The sequence below is a fragment of the Campylobacter sp. RM16188 genome, assembly GCF_012978795.1.
GTDB lineage: Bacteria > Campylobacterota > Campylobacteria > Campylobacterales > Campylobacteraceae > Campylobacter_A > Campylobacter_A canis.
On sequence record NZ_LIWQ01000028.1, the window covers coordinates 1 to 3,606 of the forward strand.

General features: G+C 32.8%; 4 protein-coding genes and 1 pseudogene. 4 read left to right on the forward strand and 1 reads right to left on the reverse strand.

Annotation, left to right across the window (positions count from 1 at the left end):
- Together CDOM16188_RS10915 and CDOM16188_RS10920 are read left to right on the forward strand one after the other, a co-directional pair.
- On the forward strand, positions 1-1,386 hold a 1,386-nt coding region (locus tag CDOM16188_RS10915; protein WP_172202161.1), incomplete at its 5' end, for a TonB-dependent siderophore receptor.
- Positions 1,387-1,401: 15 nt separating this feature from the next.
- On the forward strand, positions 1,402-2,298 hold the full coding sequence (locus CDOM16188_RS10920) for a DUF4198 domain-containing protein (protein WP_172202163.1): 897 nt from the start codon (positions 1,402-1,404) through the stop codon (positions 2,296-2,298).
- Positions 2,299-2,386: 88 nt separating this feature from the next.
- On the opposite strand, the gene CDOM16188_RS10925 is transcribed toward CDOM16188_RS10920, so the two are convergent.
- A complete protein-coding gene (locus tag CDOM16188_RS10925) occupies positions 2,387-2,632 on the reverse strand; it encodes a hypothetical protein (protein WP_172202165.1) in 246 nt (81 codons plus the stop codon).
- Between the two features lie 430 nt (positions 2,633-3,062).
- Between CDOM16188_RS10925 and CDOM16188_RS10930 the strand changes: the two genes are divergently transcribed.
- Together CDOM16188_RS10930 and CDOM16188_RS10935 are read left to right on the forward strand one after the other, a co-directional pair.
- Positions 3,063-3,410 carry a hypothetical protein gene (locus CDOM16188_RS10930; RefSeq protein ID WP_253908198.1) on the forward strand — a complete coding sequence of 116 codons (348 nt, stop codon included), beginning with the start codon at positions 3,063-3,065 and terminating at the stop codon, positions 3,408-3,410.
- Positions 3,400-3,606 (forward strand): annotated as a pseudogene (locus CDOM16188_RS10935) (mobilization protein); the annotation flags it as partial. The gene CDOM16188_RS10930 and the pseudogene CDOM16188_RS10935, both read left to right, overlap by 11 nt.

Genomic DNA, 3,606 nt, shown 5'->3' on the forward strand with positions numbered 1-3,606 from the left:
TTTCTTGATATAGCTTCATCTAAACAAGATAAATACAAAACTCCAAAAGGCACTATTCCTGATACCGAAAAAGATCAAAAAAATATATTTGCACGTGTTGATTATGCGTTTGCCGATAGCCATGAGATAAGCCTTGATTTTACACAAGATAAAAGCGATAAGACACAAGGCTGGTATGGCTCATATTATCATCAAAACGATTGGAGCAATATTTACAACAATATATACGATACCAAGAGCGGATTTTTAACCTATGAGGGTAAATTTAGTGAAATGTTTTCGCTATATTCCAATTTAGGACTAATAAAGCGAACATATGATTTGACTTACGGTTCCAATACAAAACCTGAAGAATTTTTTGCAAAGAAAACCAATGCCATCTATGATGAAAAATCCTTGCAAGGCGAAATCAAAGGCACAATAAATTGGCTAGAAGATGAAAAACTTAGAAATATAATCGGTTTGCAGTATAAAAAAGTCGATATGAATGCAAGAAATTATGAATTTGAAAAACCAAACCCTAGCATGGATTATGATAAAACCGAAAAAAATATCTCTCCTTTTGCTCAAATAGAGTATAAGCCTATCCCTTACGCTCTTTTTGTGGCCGGAATTCGTCACGATAGCTACGATACCGCAGGTAAAAAGATGAAAGCTACAAGTCCAAATTTTGGTATTTCTATATTTCCTTTTGCGAATACCGAGTATGACTATACTACTTTATGGGTAGGATATAGCAAAGCATTTAATACGCCTGCTGCACCACAAAGATATCTACCTAAATTCTTGGGAGGAAATCCTGATTTGAAGCCTGAGAAAGCAAAAGGCTATGAAATAGGATTAAAACAACGCCTTAGTGATTGGGGAAATCTGGAAGCAAGTTACTACAGTACAGATTATACCGATCAAATAAGACTTATAATGCTTCCTAGTGATGAATGGTTATTCTTTAACGAAGGAAAATCAAAAGTAAGAGGATTTGAAATCTCAAGCGAATTTTATCCGACCGATTGGCTGATTTTAAATTTAGCCTATTCAAACGAAAAAACTAAAAATGGCGAGGGCGAAAGACTATACGGAACACCTGATAAGAGCTTAAAATACGGTGCAACTATAGTAGATTTGGCTGGATTTGATTTTTCAATTCAAGCTACAAATGCTTTGGATTTGAAATATAGCGGTGGCTCAAAACATCCTAGTCAAAACAAAACCATTGTCGATGCAAAACTTAGCTATAGATATGAAGTGAGCGGATTTACCCTAACTCCATTTGTAGAGGTTGAAAACCTAACCGATAAGCTTTATTATAGCCTTGGTGGCGAATCATCGATAAACGAAGGTCGAGTTTGGAGAGCAGGTCTTAACCTAAAATATGATTTTAATTGATATTGAGGGAAAACAATGAAAAAGATGATTTTTAGCATAATAGCATTATGTGCTATGGCTTTTGGTTTAAAAGCTCATGATTTTTTTATAAATTTAAGTGAATCAATGGAACATAAGCCCGGAAGCATAGGTGTAAATATAGGCTGGGGTCATGCCTTGCCTTTTGATGATTTCTTTATGGGAAACAGTTTAGAGAAATATGAAATTTATGATCCGAATATGAAAAAGACGGAGTTTAAATTTGATAAAACTGCCAACGAAGGTATTGAAACAAGAGTTTATCAAGAAAAACCTAGTAAAGATTTTCCTGAAGCTTTGGTTTTTAACGGAGATATGCTTGCAAATAAAGTTTATTTTACAGATACTTCAGCAAAAGGTGTATATCAAGTAGCTGCAGCAACAAGAAACGTTCAATTCTCTACTTGGAAAGATGAAAAAGGTAGAGAAAAATGGGGCAGAATTTATCTAAATGAGATAAAGGGCGCAAAAGAAATTTCAATGTCTTTGAATTTTCAAAGTTTTGCTAAGGCTTATGTAAGTGTAAGCGAATGGAAAAAACCAAAACCAATAGGGCATGATCTTGAAATAATCCCTATTAGTGACTTAAGCAATTTAAAAGTAGGCGATGAAGTAGAGCTTGAGGTTTTATTTATGGGTGAACCTTTAAATGAAAAAATAAACGATATGCCAATCACAATTAAAGCTCATGGCGAGCAAAGCGGAGCAGGATTTATAGGTTCTTACATAAATAGTAATGGTAAAACTAAATTTCGTGCAACCTCTAGTGGTAGATGGCTTGCAGTAGTAAATCTGAGAAAAGACATAAATAAAAAAATAGCCCCTGAGCTAGTCGGAAAAGCGTTACAGAAAGGCTATAATGCCACTGTAACCTTTTACGTAAAAGCAAGATAAATTAAAATTGTTTTAGCCCATAAAGCTATGGGCTAAATTTATTATTTAACTACTTCATCTGCTTCTTATCAATTATAAAAATTTTATTTTATTCCTTTATAAGATCTTGGCCAGAATTATTCTCTAAGCTCTTTATTTTTTTTACTTGTTTAGTATTTAATGAGCTACTACTTTCTGAAATAATCTCTTTAGACTTCTTACGTAAAAATTCAACTAATTCCCCTTGTTCTTTTAATTTTTCTTCAATTTTTTTATAATTATCTTCTGCTTTTAAAAATAAATTAAGTAGCTTTTTCTTACTTAATTTTTCATATTTACTATAATCATTTTGCATTTTTATATCCTTAATATAAAATAAAATTAATCAATATTATAGTAAAAAAATTAATCTAAATCAATTTAAATTTTATTGCATGTTTCTTATAAGTCTGTATGGCCTTGACTCTAGTCTTTTATTTAAGTATAATTATCTTATTAATATAGTTAAAATATAAGGGCGAGCATACTCCTTGTATATACAAAATGCTATCGCATTTCGATATACTGCGGAGGCTCGTAAGGGGGGGCAAATCCCCCTTAACCCCCCTTTGAAAAATATGCCGTATATAGCCTAATGGCTAGTAAAAAATCTAAAGATTTTTTAAGGCAATTTTTCAAATATGGGGACGGCAACCACACTCCCCATACCCCTATGACTCTTCATTTTTTATATATAGTTATAAAAAATGAAGTTAAGCAGATAGCAACAAATAATGGATAAGCTAATGAAGAAGAAAGAAAAAGAGAATAAAACTATCACAAAGATTTTAAGACTTACTCCAACCGAATGGGATAAGATCTCATCTAAAATGTCAGAGCTAGGCGGCATAACTTTTTCAGAATTTGCTATTAAATCTATGCTGTCAAGACAGCTTATAAAAACCCCTATTACAAAAGAACTGATTTTAGAACTTTCAAGACAAGGAAACAACTTAAACCAAATCGCTTATAAGCTTAACAAAGGCGAAAGTCTTGATAGGGTAGCCCTTACCCTTGTTGGCCAATCCCTTGAAGCTTTAAATAGCATTTATGAGCTTTTAAACAATAAACAAAACATAGAAGATGATAGTTAAATTTCTACCTACTCATAACGGCGGCGGACTTGGCAGCGTAAATTACTTATTAAATGAGCGCGCACAACAAGGCACGGCCAAAATTTTAAAAGGAAACGAAGCTCAAACTAGGGCTATTATAAACCAGATAAGATATAAACAAAAAACCTGCTTTGGAGTATTATCATTTAGCGAGCAAGCTGATGCTATTAGTAAT